This window comes from Actinoplanes rectilineatus, assembly GCF_000962825.1.
Classification (GTDB): domain Bacteria; phylum Actinomycetota; class Actinomycetes; order Mycobacteriales; family Micromonosporaceae; genus Actinoplanes; species Actinoplanes rectilineatus.
On the sequence record NZ_JZKF01000013.1, the window covers coordinates 58,318 to 74,031 of the forward strand.

Here is a 15,714-nt window from a genome sequence, read left to right on the forward strand (position 1 = left end):
GGCCCCTGATGACCGTTGAGACACCGGCAGTGGAGCGGCGTCGCGAGGACATCGTCCGGGCGAACATGCCTCTCGTCGGACACCTGGTCCGGGAGATGCTGGCCCGTGTCCCGGCACACGTGAACCGCGACGACCTGCTCTCCGCAGGGTACGCGGCTCTGGTCGCCGCCGCTCGTGGTTTCGACCCGGAGCGGGGTGTCCCGTTCCCCCGGTTCGCGGCGGCCCGGGTTCGCGGCGCCCTCCTCGACGAGCTCCGCGGGCTGGACTGGGCCAGCCGTTCGGTCCGCCAGCGGGCCCGCCGTTCCGACTCGGCGCGTGAGGAACTGATGGCCGAGCTGGGGCGTACCCCGACGACGCAGGAGGTCGCCGAGCGCCTCGGGTGCAGCGTCGAGGACCTGGAGCAGGCCGCCGACGACGTGCAGCGGGCCACGGTGTTCAGCCTGCAGGGTTTCGCCACCGCGACCGCCGATGACATGGTGACCGAGCCGGGTGCCGGCCCCGAGGAGATGCTGCTGCGCCGGGAACGTCTCGGGTACCTGCGGCACGCGGTGGAGGCCCTGCCGGAGCGTCTGCGGGAGGTGGTCGAGGGCTACTTCTTCCAGGAGCGCCCGATGGCCGACATCGCTTCCCGGCTGGGTGTCAGCGAGTCGCGGGTCTCCCAGTTGCGTGCCGAGGCGCTGGTGCTGCTGCGGGACGGTCTGAACACGCACCTCGATCCGGCGATGGCCGCGCAGAACCCGCCGAAGGAGGGCTGTGTCGCCCGCCGCCGTGCCGCCTACTACGAGAAGATCGCCAATCGTGGCGACTTGCGTACCCGTCTCGCCCTGACCAGCGCGGACGGTCTGCCGGCGGCGGCCTGAGACTCGGCCCGGATCCGGGGGCCCGCCGCGGTTCGCGGCGGGCCCGGGGACGCCCGTCGGAGTTCAGGCGTTCGGGCAGGTCCCGGCCTTCTTCTGGGCCGCGATGGCCTTGTCGGCGCCCAGTTTGTACAGCGCCAGACCCTCCTTGGCCGGCTCCAGCCGCCAGGAGTCCGTCTCGTAGACCATGGTGTACGACTGGGCCGCGACCAGTTGCTTCGCGATCACCACCGCCTTGTCGGTGCCCTCCATCCGGGCACTGGTCAGCGTGATCGCCAGGCCCTTGCGGGAGCAGGCCTGGTTGAGCTTGACGTAGTCGTCCTTGCTGATCGACTGCTTGCCGGCAGCGGTGTACATCTCCCACGCTCCGGCGAAGTCCCCGCCACTGAACCGGTCGAAAACGGTCTGGGCCGCGTCCTTGGCGCCCTCGATGGTCTTCGGCGCCGGGCCGGCGGCCGCGGCGGCCGCGGGCTCGTCCTCGTCGCCGGAGCACGCGGAGGTCACGCCGAGGGTGGCGATCATGGCGAGGGCAACGATCGAGAAGCGCCGGATGGGGTGGTTGTTGTCGTCCATGTCCCGGTTAATCCCGGGTGGGCTCTCCGCGTAACGGCCCGGGCGTGTCGAGACGGATTTCGGACACTCGCGGTGTCGGCCGTAACTCGTGGCGGCTCCGCTATTCTGGTCGTTTGCCGAATCCATGGCAGATACGAAAAAGGCAACCATAAGAATGGTTGCCAGCGCCGGAATGATAGCACGAAAAGGGGCGACTTTGTCAAGCTGGAACGCCGAGATCGATTCCGAGCAGGCGTACTTGACCACGCTCTACACGCGGCTCGATCAGTTGCGTGAGCAGGCGGACAATCGGCTGCGCGCGATCCTGCTCGAAGGCGGCGGCACCCCGCAGGGACGGGCCCAGCGGGAAGCCACCCGGGGCCACTACACCGAGCAGCTCGCGCAGTTCAACTCGGTGGAGAACGGCCTCTGCTTCGGCCGCCTGGACTTCGCCGCGGATCATCCGCGCTACATCGGCCGGCTCGGGCTCTTCGCCGAGGACCGCGCGCAGGAACCGCTGCTGGTGGACTGGCGCGCACCCGCCGCCCGGCCGTTCTACCTGGCCACCGCGGTCAGCCCGGACGGCGTCACCCGGCGCCGGCACCTGCGGACCCGGGGACGCACCCTGACCGACATCGACGACGAGGTGCTCGACATCTCGGCCGGCGACGGGACCGGCAGGGAGGACGTGACCGGCGAGGCGGCGTTGCTCTCCGCGCTGACCGCGAACCGGACCGGCCGGATGCGCGACATCGTCGAGACCATCCAGGCGGAACAGGACGAGGTGATCCGATCCGGACTGCCGGGCGTGCTCGTCGTCCAGGGCGGCCCGGGCACCGGCAAGACCGCGGTGGCCCTGCACCGGGCGGCTTACCTGCTGTACACGTACCGGGAACAGCTGACCCGGTCCGGCGTGCTGATCCTCGGGCCGAACACCACCTTCCTGCGCTACATCTCGCAGGTGCTGCCGTCGCTCGCGGAGACCGGCGTGCTGCTGGCCACCCTCGGCGACATGTTCCCCGGGGTCCGCGCCCGGGCCGTCGAGCGCCCGGCCGCCGCCGCGCTCAAGGGCACCCTGCACATGCTCGACGTGCTGGAGAACGCGGTCGCCGACCGGCAGACCGTCCCGGACGAGTTCGTCGAGGTCGACCACGACGGCTACCCGCTGCGCATCGAACGGGCCGTGCTCGAGGAGGCCCGGTCCGCGGCCCGGCGCTCCGGCAAGCAGCACAACGTGGCCCGGCAGATCTTCGTGACCGAGTCGATCCACGCGCTGTCGCAGCTGATCGCCGACCGGATCGGCGCCGACCCGCTCGGCGGCGACAACCTGCTCTCCGAGGCCGATCTCGCCGAGACCCGCCGGGAACTGCGCGAGGACGTCGACGTGCAGCAGGCGCTCTTCGAGTTCTGGCCGGTGCTCACCCCACGACAGGTGCTGCGGGACCTGCTCACCGACGACGACCGGCTGGACTCGGCCGGGTGCACCGCCGAGGAACGGGCGCTGCTGCTGCGCGACCCCTCGGACGGCTGGACCCCGGCCGACGTACCGCTGCTCGACGAACTGGCCGAGCTGCTCGGTGTGGACGACACCCTCAAGCTGCGCGAGCAGAAGCGGCAGCGGGCCGCCGCCCTCGACTACGTCGAGGGCGTTCTCGAGATCGTCGAGGGTTCCCGGTCGCTCGACTTCGAGGACGAGGGCACCGACCGCGACGAGGTGCTCTCCGCCCTGGACGTGGTCGACGCGGACGCCTTCGTCGAACGGCACGAGGTCATCGACACCCGGACCGCCGCCGAACGGGCGTCCGCCGACCGGACCTGGGTGTTCGGGCACATCATCGTGGACGAGGCCCAGGAGCTGTCGCCGATGGCCTGGCGGCTGCTGATGCGCCGCTGCCCGAGCCGGTCGATGACCGCGGTCGGCGACGTCGCGCAGACCTCCGAACTGGCCGGCACCACCACCTGGGAGCAGGTCTTCGAACCCTACGTGGCGCAGCGCTGGCGGCTGGTCGAGCTGAGCGTCAACTACCGCACCCCGGCCGAGGTGATGGCGGTCGCCGCGGACGTGCTCGCCGCGGTCGACCCGGCCCTGCGGCCCCCGCATTCGGTGCGGTCGGCCGGCGTGACGCCGTGGGCACGCCGGGTGGGGCCCGGCGCTCTCGCCGAGGAGTTGATTGCGGAGGTACGCAAGGAGTCCGCGCTGATCGAGGAGGGCCGTCTCGGGGTGCTCGTGCCGGACCGGCTCGAGGAGTCCCTGGGCGCCGCCCTGATCGCGGCGGTACCCGGCGCGGCCGTCGGGGAGCAGCCCGACCTGCTCAACCACGTGGTCCTGATGACCGTCCGGCAGGCGAAGGGGCTGGAGTTCGACTCGGTCCTCGTGATCGCCCCGGACGAGATCATCGAGGAGAGCCCGCGGGGCCTGTCCGACCTCTACGTGGCGATCACCCGGGCGACCCGTCGACTGGGCGTTCTGCACACGACGGATCTGCCGAAGGTGTTGTCCGCGCTGGCGTGACCGCTTCACCGCGTACCCCGTGAAGGGCGAAACAGGAGAGACCCGGCGGAAGCACCGCCGGGTCTCTCCTGTGCGGGACGAATCAGTGCCCGCCACCGTTCGGCGGCTGGCGCAGGCCCCGGCCGATCGCGGTGTGGCCGTGCGCGTTGGTCATCGCCAGCCGGCTGTGCATGGTGGTGTTGTTGGCGATCTGTGCGTAATACGACGCGCGGCGCCGGGCGGTGATGCTTCCCGGGTTGTCCGGCGCGGGCGCCAGATCCGGGTTGAGGTGCGTGTTCAGGCCGTCCTTGAGCAGTGACAACGCCTCGGCGCGCAACTGGCTCACCCGGCTCTCGGTGACCCCCAGGTCGGAGGCGATGTCGGCCATCGGCCGCTCCCGCAGGAAATACTCGGTGACCACCGTCTGCAGGCGCTCCGGCAGCGAACCGATCGCGTGGTGCAGATAACCGATCTGCTCCCGGCGCAGCAGCATCTCCTCCGGGCCCGGCGCCTGCTCGGTGACCAGGTCGTCGGCGCTGCTGGTGGTGAAACCCTGCAGCGAGAGCACGGTCGCCCGCTGCACGTCGTTGTTCGTCTGGTTCAGCTCGGTGGTGGTGGTGCCGAGCGCCTGGGCCAGCTCCTCCGGCGTGGGCGTCCGGCCGAGAGTGGTGGTCAGGTTCTGCTTCGTCGCGTCGGTGCTGCGCGCCTTCGACCGCACCGACCGGGTCGCCCAGTCCAGCGCCCGCAGCTCGTCGAGGAGCGCGCCCCGGATCCGGGTGCTCGCGAAACGGTGGAACGGCACACCGCGCTCCGGGTCCCAGCCGCGCGTCGCGGTGACCAGGGCGTGCAGCCCGGCACTGGTGAGATCGTCCCGATGGATGTGGTTGGGGATGCGGCTGAGCATGTCCCGCACCAGGTGCCCGACGAGCGGCATGTGGGTGCGGATCAGCTCCTCCTGCTCCCGGACGGAGAGCACGGTCGCGGCGGGCGCGAGATCGGCGACGAAGTCGGCAGTCGTCACGGCGCTGGTCATGTCTGTTCCCCCGGTTCATGTCGGCGCCCGCGGCCGTGGGGCCTTGGCTGACAGGGAGAACTGTCCAATACAAAAGGTGCTGAGCCGGGCACACGCAGTTGCGTACCGGTTGCATTCGTCCGCGGAAGCGGCCGTTGGTTAGCCATCGGCGCTCGGCGGGGCTGGTTGAGGGTTCTGGACGGTTGCGGCAGGGTGTCCCGCATGGAATTGAGCGACACCGGTACCGCCATCACGATCATCTCTGGAATCCTGATCCTCACCGGCGTGATCGGGGTGATTCTTCCGGTGTTGCCGGGATTGCTGCTGACCTGGGGCGGCGTCCTGTTGTGGGCGCTGCTGGGCGGGGCGTCCACCGGCGTCGCCTGGACGGTGGCGATCGTGGCCTCGCTGATCGGCGGCGGAGGGATGGTCCTCAAGTTCCTCTGGCCGGGAAAGAAGCTGCAGAACTCGGGAGTGCCGACGTCGGCGCTGCTGCTCGGCGGGGTGCTCGGCCTGGTCGGCTTCTTCGTGATCCCGGTGGCCGGGCTGGTGATCGGGTTCGTGCTGGGTGTGTGGCTGGTCGAGCTGAACCGGCTCGGCGCGGACCGGGCCTGGCCGTCGACGCGGTCGGCGCTGGCCGCGGTCGGACTCTCCCTGCTGGTGGAGCTGGCGGCGGCGCTGGGGATCGCGGTCGTCTGGATCTTCGGCCTGGTCCTCGGCTGACTACTACTACTGGTCGGCGGCGGCGGCGGTCGCGTCGCGGTGGGCCCGGCGCCGGCGTCGCTGGAGGACCAGGAGCAGGAGCGGGATCGCGGCCAGGCTGATCGCGATCGACGCCGCGGCCGCCACCGACACCGGGCTCCCCGAGGCCGGCCGGGCGGCCTGCGGCGACTGCTCCACCCGGGTGCCCTCGGTCGGCGCGGCCTCCGCCTGCTGTTCGGCCCGCTGCTGCGCCGCTACCTCCTCCGGGGTGACCAGGTTGCCGACCGAGGAACCCTCCGGCAGGGAGAATCCCCAGTCGAGCAGGGCGGCACCCTGCTGCCAGCCGCGCTTCGGCCTGGCCTCGGCGCCGAGCAGGGTGACCACGAGACGGCGGCCGTCGCGTTCCGCCCCGCCGACGTAACTGTGCCGGGCCAGCGTGGTGAAACCGGTCTTGCCGCCCAGCGCACCCGGATAGTTGAAGATCAGCTTGTTCTCGTTCTGGAACTGGAAGCCGCCGGCCTTCTGCTTCCGCTGCGCCGGCATCGTCGCGGTCTTCGTCAGCGCGTACTTGCGGAAGTCGGCGCTGGCGAAACACACCCGGGCGATGAGCGCCATATCGTACGCACTGGTGAACTGCCCCTTGCCGTCCAGCCCGGACGGGGTGACCGCGTGCGTCTGGCGCGCGCCCAGCGAGGCGGCCAGCGCGTTCATCGCGCCGACGGTCTTGGCCACGCCGTCGGTGCCGCCCCCACCGGCCGTGCGGGCCAGCGCGTTCGCCGCGTCGTTGCCGGAGTTGAGGAGCAGCCCCAGCCAGAGGGTCGAGACCGGATAGGTGCCGCCGACGACCAGGCCGACCGCCGAACTGTTCACCTCGATGTCCAGGTCGCCGTCGGTGGCGGTGACCTTCTCGGCCGGGTCGAGCTGGTCCATGGCGGTGGCGGCCAGCAGCATCTTCTGCACGCTGGCCGGGGTCTGATGGACGTGTGGTCCGCAGCCGCCGAGCACCTCGCCGGTGTCCAGGTCGGCGACCAGCCAGGTGGTCGCGGTGACCGCGGGCGGGGCGGGGACGCCCGCCGGGACGGTGAGCCCGCGGGTGGCGAGAGCCTCACCCCCGACGGCCATGTCGGCGGCGACGTCGGCTGGCGGGGTGGGCGCGGGCGGCCGGCTGGGCGCGGCCACCCTGGGTTTCGGGCACGCGACCGGGGCGGCTGCCGCGGCGGAGACGGGAACGCGGCCGGATGTGGCTGCTGTCGATGCGGCGGAGACGGGAACGCGGCCGGTTGCGGCTGCTGTCGATGCGGCGGAGATCGGAGCGCGGCCGGTTGCGGCCGCGGCGGGGACGGCGGCCACCGGGACCGCGAGGAGTCCGGCGGTGAGGGCCGCGAAGGGCCGGAGGGCTGAGGTCACGGCCAGTGGGCTCCCGCCTCCAGTCGCCGGTCGAGCAATCGCCCGAGGGGCATCGGATCCCCGTCGCCGCCGCCCGCGCCCACGATCATCCGGGGTTTGCTGGGACTGAGTTCGGCTCCGGTGAACCGGGCGCGCAACGAGGCCGGGACGGTGAGGATGTAGTACTCGCCGTCCTCGCCGACGGCCACCGAGCGGTCGTGTTTCAGATACCACCCGCGGGCCGTCGTCCGGTATGTCGACCGTCCGTCCAGGCTGCGGGCGCTGAGCGGGTGCGGGGGCAGCCCGGCCTCGGCGGCACGGCGGACGAAGTCGTCGAGCAGCGCACCGGCCTGGCGTGCCTCGGCGGCACGGTCCGCCTCCAGCGCGGCGGCGCGGCCGGCCGCGGCACGCTTCTGCTGCTCCCGCCAGGCGAGCTGCTCGTCCTGCATGGCGCCGACCCTAACGCCCACCGCGGCCCGTGGCCAACCGGGCTTTGCGGATTCGGCGCTATTGCGCCGGCCCCATTCTGATAAGGGGCCGGGCGGCGGATGGAAAGAATTGCCGGATCGCGGTGGGGAGTTGCGCGGCCCGCCGGTCGCGCGCAAGACTGGGCGCGGTTGATTAATTTCTCTCGGGAGTCCTTATGGCGCGCCAGGTAATCACCACCCTGATCGACGATCTGGACGGCAAGAAGGCGGATCGGACGGTCGAGTTCAGTCTCGACGGTGTCAGCTACACGATCGACCTTTCCGAGGCGAATGCCGGAAAGTTGCGTAAGGCGCTGGACCCGTACATCAACGCGGGCACCCGCCTGGGCCGGACGACCACGGGGCGCATCCCGTCGCGGGGGGCCACTCCGGTGCGCACCGCCGGTTCCCGTGACGAGAACCGGCTGATCCGCGAGTGGGCGATTCGCAACGGGCACAAAATCTCCGAGCGTGGCCGCATTCCGCAGGAGGTCAGCAGCGCGTACCGGGCGGCCCACAACCGCTGAATCGTGCCGGTCGCGGGCTGCCGCGCCCGGCGGCCGGTTGCCCTCCGGCGCCGGAGTCCGATGACGGTGCGTGAACGGAACCGGCGCGCGGAATCCCCTTCGACCGGCCCGAAACGGCTCGCGCCGGGCCGGGCGAAATGGCGCGGGAAACGGGTCGGGAAAGCTCAGCCCCGGCGCAGGCGGGGCAGTTCGGCGGCGACCGACTCCAGCACGCTCTCGTCGCCCGCGTACCAACTGGACTGGCGCGGCCAGTGGGTGATGACGTCGGTGAAGCCGAGTTCCGCCGCGCGGCCGATAGCGTCTTCGAAGGCGTTGACGCTGCTCAGCGAGTAGACCGGCGACGAATCCAGATTAAGATAACGATCCACTGTGTCCGGTGCGCGGTCGGTGTCCGCCAATGCCGTCTCGAATCGGTCCCGGATGGTGGTCACCTCCCGCCACCACTGGTCGGCGGTGTCCGCCTGCGGGCCGGTGGTGACCCAGCCGTCACCGTTGCGGGCGGCCAGCCGCAGCGCCCGGGGACCGTTGGCGGCGATCACGAACGGTGGGCGCGGCTGCTGCACCGGGCCGGGGATGCTGCGGGCCTCGACCGCCGAATACCACTCGCCGGACCAGGTGGTCGACGGCGTGCTGAGGATCGTGCCGAACAGCTCCAGGAACTCGGTGAACCGGTCGACGCGCTCGCGCGGCGTGAGTTCCGGCCGTCCGAGCACGGCGGAGTCGAAGCCGATGCCGCCGGCGCCGAGGCCGAGCAGCAGCCGGCCGCCGGAGATGTCGTCGAGGGCGAGGGCCTCCCGGGCGAAGTGCACCGGATGCCGGAAGTTCGGTGAGGCGACGTAGGTGCCCAGGCGGATCCGCTCGGTCACCATCGCGGCCGCGGTGAGGGTCGGCACCGCGTCGAACCACGGGCCGTCCGCCAGGTCACGCCAGCCGAGGTGGTCGTAGGTCCACGCGTGGTCGAAGCCGAACTCCTCGGCGAGCTGCCAGCGTCGCCGGGCGACGGCCCAGCGCTGGTCCGGAAGGATCACGATGCCGATGCGCACGGGACGCAGCCTATCGCCCCTCAGCACCGCTCCTGTCGATCACCTAGGCGGTCCGGAGATCGCCGCTCGCGGTGTCGTGGTCCTGCGCGGCGGCGGCCTCGAACGCCTGCAGGGCGCGGAGCAGGTCCTGGCGGGCGCCCGGCGGCATCCGGTCGAGCACGTCGGCGAGCGCCGCCCGGCGACGGTCCCGCAGGTCGTTGAGCAGCCGCTGGGCGGCCGGGGTGAGCAGCAGCCGGACCTCGCGCCGGTCGCGGGGGTCGGCGACCCGGCGCAGCAGCCCGGTCGCCTCCAGCCGGTCGCAGAGTCGGCTGGCGGAGGACGGCACCACGTCGAGGGCCTCGGCCAGCCGGCTCATGTTGGTGTGCCGGTTACCTGAGATGATCATGAGCACGCGCAACTGGGCCGGCGGTACAGACGGACTCTGTGCCAGCCTGGCCTGTTCGAGGACAGCCGCGAACGACTCCGCCGACGACTCGATCGCGGCGGCGACCTCGGTGACGCGCTCCATGCCGACACCCCGTTTGTAGAGTCACGGACTCATGAGCCTCTACCCCTACCCGGTCCGGCGGTTTTTCAACCGGTCCGAAACGGGTCAGCGCCGCCAGTCCAAGCAGACCGTGACGGCATCGTCGAGCGCGTCGGCTCCGGCGTGGTAGTCGCGAAGGCCTCGCATCACCGTACCCACCGCTTCTGTGGCCGGCTGCAACCGTGTCCGTCGAAGTGCACTGAGCAGGGCAGATTCACCGTAAGGTGATCGGCCTCCGGGGGTGGCGGCGTGTACCCCGTCACTCACCACGAGCATCCGGTCGCCGGGATCCAGCCGGAAGCGCTGGATCTCGTAACGGGCCTCGCCGAACATGCCGAGCGGTAACTGCTGCTCCAGCTCGACCTGCCGGACGTCACCGCCCCGGGCGATCAGGCAGTGCGGTGAGCCGGCGTCGACCGCCGCCACGTCCCCGCTGACCAGATCGATCTCCAGGAGCAGGGTGGCGGCATGCACCGTGCCGCTGTAGCGGGAGTGCACCGCGTCGGAGGCCAGTTCGGCCTGCTCGACGATGTCGGCACCGCAGCGGCGGGCGTTGCGCATGGCGTTCACCGCGGTGGCGGTCAGCATGGACGCCTCGAGACCGTCACCGTCGCCGTTGAGGACGGTGATGGTGAGCCGGTCGCCGTCGAGCGCCCAGTCGAAGTGGTCGCCGCGGACGTCGTACGCCGGCTCGAGCTGCCCGGCGAGCAGGAAGCGTTCGTCGCCGAGGGACCGGCCGGGGAGCAGGTCCCACTGGAGCTCGGCGGCCATCGTGAGCCGTTCCCGGCGGCTCGCCCGGTGGTAGCGGTCGGTGGCCGGGGCCGCGGCGCGCATGGCCACCGCCAGCTCGTCGGCACCGGTGGCCAGCTGGTCGGCGACCTCCGGCTCGGGACGGCGGGGCAGGTCCAGGCGCAGCACGCCGATCCGTTCACCCCAGCAGCTCAGCGGCAGATACAGCCGGTACGTTCCGGAGAGCGTGCTCTCGGCGCCGGTGCGCTGACTGCCGAAGCAGCGCAGCGCCGACGGGTCGGCTGTGGTCTTGTCCTCGCTGAGCAGCGGGCACATCGCGGAGTGGGTCAGATCGGGGATGAAGACCTCGATCCGGTCTGCCGAGTAGTGGCGTCGCAGATGCTCCGCCACCACCTCGGGGAGCCGGTCCGGAGGCGCAGCACGTAGTAGGGAACCCAGGGGTACCGGTTGGTCGGACACTCCACACTCCTCTCCCGACAGCAGGTATTTGTTATACGGCAAACGTTTCGCGCCGGAACAGCCCACCCTGGGCTGTTCCGGCGCGGAAACGCTCAGGCGAAGGACTTCTCGAAGTGGATGAGACTCCCGGTGCGCGGGCTGGAGTGCATGCGCACGTTCTCGGCCAGTGCCCTGATCAGGAACAACCCGCGTCCCCGTTCACTGCTCGGAGCAGGTGAGACACCCGCGTCCGGTCCCAGATCGAAGCCCGTGCCCTCATCGACCACGTCGATCGAGCAACGGTCATCGGCGACCTCGAGGCGGACCTCGAAGTTCTCCACCCCCGCCGCGTGCTTCACCACGTTGGCGCACGCCTCGGTGAGGGCGATCTCCAGATCGGCGCCGGCCTGCCGATCGACCCGCAGGGTCGTCAGCGCGCAACGCAACAGCCTGCGCACCGCGGGGACGCTGTCCACCTCGCGGGGCAGGTTCAGTCGTACCGACATGCGCATGTGATGTCTGTGCCCGATCCGCGCTCACGCTAATCGTCGCCCCTGGGACAGCACGCCGAAACGTGTTATCCATGGTCACCATGCACGTCTCCCTTCCTGGAGAAGCACTGCATGCCCAGGAAAGGCGGGACTATGGCACCACAACCGGATACCGCGACGGTGATCGCGGCGCGGGCCGGGGACGCGGCCGCGATCGACCGGCTCGTGGCGGGTTACCTGCCGCTGGTGTACACCATCGTGGGACGCGCGCTGGAGGGTCACGCCGACGTCGACGACGTCGTCCAGGAGACCATGATCCGGGTCCTGAGCAACCTCGGTGACCTGCGTGAACCCGAGTCGTTCCGTTCCTGGCTGGTGGCCATCACCGTGCGCCAGGTGCGCGAACGGTTCCGCCGCCGGCAGCCGGACGCCCCGATCGACGCGGACCTGCGCGACCCGGGCGCCGACTTCACCGACCTGGCGATCACCCGGCTCGAACTCGCCGGCCAGCGCCGGGAGACCGCCGAGGCGACCCGGTGGCTCGACGAGGAATACCGCGAACTGCTCTCGCTGTGGTGGCTGGAGGCCTCCGGCGAGCTGACCCGCGACGAGATCGTCGAGGCCACCGGGGTCACCCGGCAGCACGCCGCCGTCCGCGTCCAACGGATGAAGGCCCAGCTGGAGACCGCCCGGGTGGTGGTCCGGGCCCTCAACCGGGCGCCGCGCTGCCCCGAACTCGACGTGCTGGTCACCCCCTGGGACGGCCGCCCCGGCGCGCTCTGGCGCAAGCGTGTGGCACGGCACACCCGCGACTGCCGGGTCTGCGCGCCGGCCTGGGACAACCTGGTCGCCGCCGAACACCTCCTGGCGGGCCTTCCGCTGGTCGTCCCGGTGCCGGCTCTCGGGACCGTCCTGAAATTCAACATCCTCGGGGGTACGACCGGAGCACCGTCCACCACCGCCACGACAGCCGCCCCGGGCCTCGCGGCGAAGGTGGGCGCGGCCGCCGCACAGAAGGCGCTCGCCGGGCTGCTGACGGTGGGAGTGGTGGCGGGAGGCGGTGGGGCCTTCTACGCGTACACCCGGCCGGCGGAGCCGATCGAGACCGCGGCCGTCGTCGCCGCACCCTCGGCCCCGCCCGCCTCGATCGCGCCCTCCCCGGCGGTGTCCCGCAGCGCCTCGCCGTCCGCCCCGGCCCCGGCCTCGTCGTCGCCCGCGGCCTCGCCCTCGGTGACCTCGAAGGCGGCCGTGGTGACCGCCTCGGCCAAGAAGGGCGTCGGCGTCTGGAAGTTCAGCGGCGCGAAGGGCGCGCTCAAGGACGTCGGCGCGTCCTGGTACTACGACTGGGCGCCCAGCGACGACGAGGTGCCCGGACCGTCCGGCGTCGACTTCGTGCCGATGATCTGGGGTGCGGCGAACGTCACCGACGCCACCCTGAAACAGGCGAAGTCCGAGGGCGACGGGTGGCTGCTCGGCTTCAACGAACCGGACCTGGCCGAGCAGTCGAACATGACCGTGGAGGCCGCGCTCGACGCCTGGCCGAAACTGGAGGCGACCGGGATGAAGCTGGTCAGCCCGGCCGTCGCCTACGGCGGGGACACCGAGAACGGGTGGCTCGACCGGTTCATGACCGGCGCCGCGGCCCGCGGCCTCCAGGTGGACGCGATCGCCCTGCACTGGTACGGCTCCGACTTCAGCAAAGCCGCGGTGAACCAGTTCCTCGGCTACGTCGACGCCGTCCACGAGCGGTACGGCAAACCGATCTGGATCACCGAGTTCGGCCTGATGAACTTCGGGGGATCGCCCAGGTACCCGAGCGACGCGCAGAAGGTGACCTTCATCAAGGGCGCCACCGCCGGAATGGAGAAGCGCTCCTACGTGTCCCGGTATGCCTGGTTCGGGCTGCCGGCCGTCGACGACAGCGTGGATTTCGGGCTCTACAAAGACGGGAAGACGCCGACCGAGGCGGGCAAGGCGTACCGATCCGCGGGCTAGGCTGAGATTCATGATTCGGTTCGGGTACAAAGCTTCGGCGGAGCAGTTCGCGCCGGCGGAACTGCTCAAGTACGGCATCCTCGCGGAGGAGCTCGGCTTCGACTCGGTCTTCACCAGCGACCACCTCCAGCCGTGGCGGCACGACGGCGGGCACGCCCCGGCCGCACTGCCGTGGCTGGGGGCGCTCGCGGCGCGTACCGAAAGGGTCCTGATCGGCACGAGCGTGCTCACGCCGACGTTCCGGTACCACCCGGCCGTCGTCGCGCAGGCCTTCGCCACCCTCGGCTGCCTCGCGCCGGGACGCGTCGTCCTCGGCGTCGGCTCCGGCGAGTCGCTCAACGAGGTGCTGCTCGGCACGCAGTGGCCGGACGGCAAGGAGCGGTTCGCCCGCCTCAAGGAGGCCGTCCTCCTGATCCAGCAGCTCTGGACCGAGGACCGGGTGACCCACGAGGGGCAGTTCTACTCCACCGAGAACGCCACCATCTACGACAAGCCGTCGACGCCCGTCCCGATCTACATCGGCGCGTCCGGCCCGGCGGCGACCCGGCTGGCCGGGCGGATCGCCGACGGATTCATCACCACCAGCGGCAAGGGCCACGGTCTGTACACCGACACCCTGCTCCCGGCGGTGAACGAGGGCGCGGAGAAGGCCGGCCGCAAGAGCGACGACCTGGACCTGATGATCGAGGTCAAGGTGTCGTTCGACGACGACATCGACCGGGCTCGCAACGACACCCACTACTGGGGTGCGCTGGCCCTGTCGCCGGAGGAGAAGACCGGCGTCGAGGACCCGATCGAGATGCAGCGGCTGGCCGACGCGCTGTCGGTGGAGCGGACCGCGACCCGGTGGATCGTGTCGTCCGACCCGGAGGAGCACGCGGCGAAGGTCACCGAGTACCTCGACATGGGCTTCAAGCACCTGGTGTTCCACGCGCCGGGTCCCGACCAGGAGCGTTTCCTGCGGCTCTACTCGCAGGAGATCCTGCCGCGGCTGCGCAACCGCTGACCCCCGCGTGTTGATTTGGGGCGCCCATGGCGCCCGAAGTCAACACGCTGCTTGGGGTGTGTTGATTTGGGGCGCGCTGCGCGCCTGAAGTCAACACGCTGCTTGGGGTGTGTTGATTTGGGGCGCGCAGCGCGCCCGAAGTCAACACACTGCGGGGGTCAGACAGAGCGGAGGTCGCCGCGGCCCGAGCCGCCGGCGCCCTCGCCGTTGATCACGCGGAGGTTGGGGCGGCCCTGCACCCGGCGGCGGCCCGCGCCGGCTTCCCGGACGACCGCCTCGGCGTCCGGCCGGTTGTCCCGCCACCGGCGCCGCATCAGGTTGTCGCCGTCACCACGTCCCGGCGGGGTGATCCCGGCCGTGCCGTCCTGCCGGCCCGGTGTCACCGGCGCCGGCCCGGCCAGGCGGGCCGCGCCACGCCGGCGGTCGGTGGCCCGGCGGTCGCCGCGCCGGCGGTCCACAAACCCGGCATCGCCCGGCAGCAGGCCGCTGTTCGGCCGGTCACCGCTCGTGCCGCCGCGCCGCGGGTTCGGTGCCGGCCACTGCCGGACACTGTTCGGCGGATAGCGGTCCGGGTACGGCGGATTGACCCGCCCGGTGCCGGTCATCACGACGATGCTCTCGCCGGTGGCCGTCCGGGTTGCGGCCGGCCGCCGTTCGGCGATCAGCGCGCGCAGCGCCGGGCCCAGGGCGGGCATCCCGGACCGGTCGGTGTGCGGATAGACGGTGACCTCGACGTCGGCGACCTTCAGCCCGGCCCGGGCGGCCCTGACCGCGATCAGCGGCTCCACCTCACCGCCGTCACCGGTCAGCGGTTCGGTCCCGGCGACCGGGGGCAGCCCCAGCCGGTCGGTGGTGTCGCGCCAGAAGGCGCGGTATCCGAAACCGGGGTCGGCCGGCCGGCAGCCGAGCAGCACGCCCATGAACCAGAGCAGGATCAGGTCGGTGGGCCGGGTGATCCGGCGGCGCGACCCGTACGCCATGTCCGCCCCGCCGCGCAGCGCCGCGACGAACGCCGGCACCTCGGCCGGGTCGCAGGAGCCGTCGCCGGGCAGGGTCACGATGATGTCGCCGGTGGCCGTGGCGACCCCGCAGGCGACGGCGTTGCCGGAGCCGGAGCGGGTCTGGCGGATCACCCGGGCGGCCCGGGGGAGCGCGAGCGCGGTGTCCTCGGCGGTGCCCACCACGATGATCAGCTCGTGCACCGGGGGCAGCGCGGCGAGAAGCAGCGGCAGCCGCTCAGGACTCTGCGTCGGGATGACCACGCTCACGGTGGGTGACGCCGGGCGGTGTCCGGGGCGACTCGGCGGGACTGGCATGTGCGGTGGCTCCCCGGCTTCGGTTGCGGTGCTTACCACGACCCTGCTGCGGCTGCGGTACTCCCACGACGCTACCGGCCTGCAACCGGACCGCACCCCGACCTAACGGCTGATGATCATCGACTGGCCGGTCCAAACCGCCCGCCGGGCACGGG

General features: G+C 71.5%; 15 protein-coding genes. 6 read left to right on the forward strand and 9 right to left on the reverse strand.

What is annotated here, in order from left to right; genetic code table 11:
- The first annotated feature begins 8 nt into the window (after window positions 1-8).
- Window positions 9-860, forward strand: coding sequence for a sigma-70 family RNA polymerase sigma factor (locus WH85_RS12800; RefSeq protein ID WP_045742042.1), 852 nt, complete (start codon window positions 9-11; stop codon window positions 858-860).
- A 63-nt stretch (window positions 861-923) separates the two neighbouring features.
- Here the strand turns inward: WH85_RS12800 and WH85_RS12805 are convergent, their stop codons facing one another.
- Window positions 924-1,430 carry a hypothetical protein gene (locus WH85_RS12805; protein ID WP_045742043.1) on the reverse strand — a complete coding sequence of 169 codons (507 nt, stop codon included), beginning with the start codon at window positions 1,428-1,430 and terminating at the stop codon, window positions 924-926.
- 172 nt (window positions 1,431-1,602) lie between these two features.
- On the opposite strand from WH85_RS12805, the gene WH85_RS12810 reads away from it, so the two are divergent.
- Window positions 1,603-3,921: a HelD family protein gene (locus WH85_RS12810; protein ID WP_045742044.1), complete on the forward strand. Its 2,319-nt coding sequence runs from the start codon at window positions 1,603-1,605 to the stop codon at window positions 3,919-3,921.
- A gap of 82 nt (window positions 3,922-4,003) precedes the next feature.
- Here WH85_RS12810 and WH85_RS12815 read toward each other — a convergent pair whose 3' ends face one another.
- A complete protein-coding gene (locus WH85_RS12815) occupies window positions 4,004-4,933 on the reverse strand; it encodes a sigma-70 family RNA polymerase sigma factor (RefSeq protein WP_045742045.1) in 930 nt (309 codons plus the stop codon).
- Between the two features lie 201 nt (window positions 4,934-5,134).
- Here WH85_RS12815 and WH85_RS12820 point away from each other — a divergent pair, with 201 nt between their 5' ends.
- Complete coding sequence (locus tag WH85_RS12820) at window positions 5,135-5,635, forward strand: DUF456 domain-containing protein (RefSeq protein ID WP_045742046.1); 501 nt, start codon at window positions 5,135-5,137, stop codon at window positions 5,633-5,635.
- Window positions 5,636-5,641: 6 nt separating this feature from the next.
- Here WH85_RS12820 and WH85_RS12825 read toward each other — a convergent pair whose 3' ends face one another.
- The gene (locus tag WH85_RS12825) at window positions 5,642-6,922 is read right to left on the reverse strand and encodes a D-alanyl-D-alanine carboxypeptidase family protein (protein ID WP_045742120.1); all 1,281 of its coding nucleotides are present in this window, start codon (window positions 6,920-6,922) and stop codon (window positions 5,642-5,644) included.
- A 95-nt stretch (window positions 6,923-7,017) separates the two neighbouring features.
- A complete protein-coding gene (locus WH85_RS12830; protein WP_045742047.1) occupies window positions 7,018-7,449 on the reverse strand; it encodes a hypothetical protein in 432 nt (143 codons plus the stop codon).
- Between the two features lie 194 nt (window positions 7,450-7,643).
- Here WH85_RS12830 and WH85_RS12835 point away from each other — a divergent pair, with 194 nt between their 5' ends.
- Window positions 7,644-7,994, forward strand: a complete 351-nt coding sequence (locus WH85_RS12835; RefSeq protein ID WP_045742048.1) for a histone-like nucleoid-structuring protein Lsr2 — start codon at window positions 7,644-7,646, stop codon at window positions 7,992-7,994.
- Window positions 7,995-8,158: 164 nt separating this feature from the next.
- Here the strand turns inward: WH85_RS12835 and WH85_RS12840 are convergent, their stop codons facing one another.
- The 4 genes from WH85_RS12840 to WH85_RS12855 all read right to left on the reverse strand — a co-directional run bounded on the left by WH85_RS12840 (window position 8,159) and on the right by WH85_RS12855 (window position 11,257).
- Window positions 8,159-9,037 carry an LLM class flavin-dependent oxidoreductase gene (locus tag WH85_RS12840; RefSeq protein ID WP_045742049.1) on the reverse strand — a complete coding sequence of 293 codons (879 nt, stop codon included), beginning with the start codon at window positions 9,035-9,037 and terminating at the stop codon, window positions 8,159-8,161.
- A gap of 43 nt (window positions 9,038-9,080) precedes the next feature.
- Window positions 9,081-9,545 carry a MarR family transcriptional regulator gene (locus WH85_RS12845; protein WP_045742050.1) on the reverse strand — a complete coding sequence of 155 codons (465 nt, stop codon included), beginning with the start codon at window positions 9,543-9,545 and terminating at the stop codon, window positions 9,081-9,083.
- 84 nt (window positions 9,546-9,629) lie between these two features.
- Window positions 9,630-10,772: a PP2C family protein-serine/threonine phosphatase gene (locus WH85_RS12850; RefSeq protein ID WP_083448963.1), complete on the reverse strand. Its 1,143-nt coding sequence runs from the start codon at window positions 10,770-10,772 to the stop codon at window positions 9,630-9,632.
- A 92-nt stretch (window positions 10,773-10,864) separates the two neighbouring features.
- Entirely contained in the window at window positions 10,865-11,257 is a 393-nt protein-coding gene (locus tag WH85_RS12855) for an ATP-binding protein (protein ID WP_045742051.1), read from the reverse strand.
- Between the two features lie 138 nt (window positions 11,258-11,395).
- Between WH85_RS12855 and WH85_RS12860 the strand changes: the two genes are divergently transcribed.
- The gene (locus tag WH85_RS12860; RefSeq protein ID WP_045742052.1) at window positions 11,396-13,237 is read left to right on the forward strand and encodes a sigma-70 family RNA polymerase sigma factor; all 1,842 of its coding nucleotides are present in this window, start codon (window positions 11,396-11,398) and stop codon (window positions 13,235-13,237) included.
- A gap of 10 nt (window positions 13,238-13,247) precedes the next feature.
- Window positions 13,248-14,243 carry a glucose-6-phosphate dehydrogenase (coenzyme-F420) gene (gene fgd, locus WH85_RS12865; RefSeq protein WP_045742053.1) on the forward strand — a complete coding sequence of 332 codons (996 nt, stop codon included), beginning with the start codon at window positions 13,248-13,250 and terminating at the stop codon, window positions 14,241-14,243.
- A 158-nt stretch (window positions 14,244-14,401) separates the two neighbouring features.
- Here fgd and WH85_RS46950 read toward each other — a convergent pair whose 3' ends face one another.
- The gene (locus WH85_RS46950) at window positions 14,402-15,511 is read right to left on the reverse strand and encodes a glycosyltransferase (protein ID WP_052720393.1); all 1,110 of its coding nucleotides are present in this window, start codon (window positions 15,509-15,511) and stop codon (window positions 14,402-14,404) included.
- Between the last annotated feature and the right edge of the window lie 203 nt (window positions 15,512-15,714).